The sequence below is a fragment of the Gordonia sp. UBA7860 genome (assembly GCF_002500165.1).
Taxonomy (GTDB): Bacteria; Actinomycetota; Actinomycetes; order Mycobacteriales; family Mycobacteriaceae; genus Gordonia; species Gordonia sputi.
The window spans coordinates 44415-44658 of the sequence record NZ_DLSO01000111.1; the positions used below are offsets into that span (position 1 = coordinate 44415).

A 244-nucleotide genomic window follows, 5' to 3' on the forward strand; every position below is an offset into this window, starting at 1 on the left:
CCCGCGAGCGCGATGATCGTGAGGACCAGCCACAACGACGCTCCGACGTGGAAGAACAAGAAGTTGATGCGCACATGCTGGGTGTTCTGCGCGATGAAGATGACTCCCAGAACGATGAGCAGAAGCGGAATCCAGTTACGTGCGGCGAGTCCGAGGAGCTTCGACGACGTCGTCTGCCCTGTTGAACTCTGCTCGGTGTTCGCGGTCATGGCGACACCGCCTTCCCATGGGGTTGAACAATGTG

Annotated in this window: 1 protein-coding gene; it reads right to left on the reverse strand. The window is 59.0% G+C overall.

What is annotated here, in order from left to right; translation table 11 throughout:
* Positions 1-209, reverse strand: a 209-nt coding sequence (locus tag B3T59_RS13865) for a LapA family protein (protein WP_287003851.1), incomplete at its 3' end; no start/stop codon positions are given.
* Between the last annotated feature and the right edge of the window lie 35 nt (positions 210-244).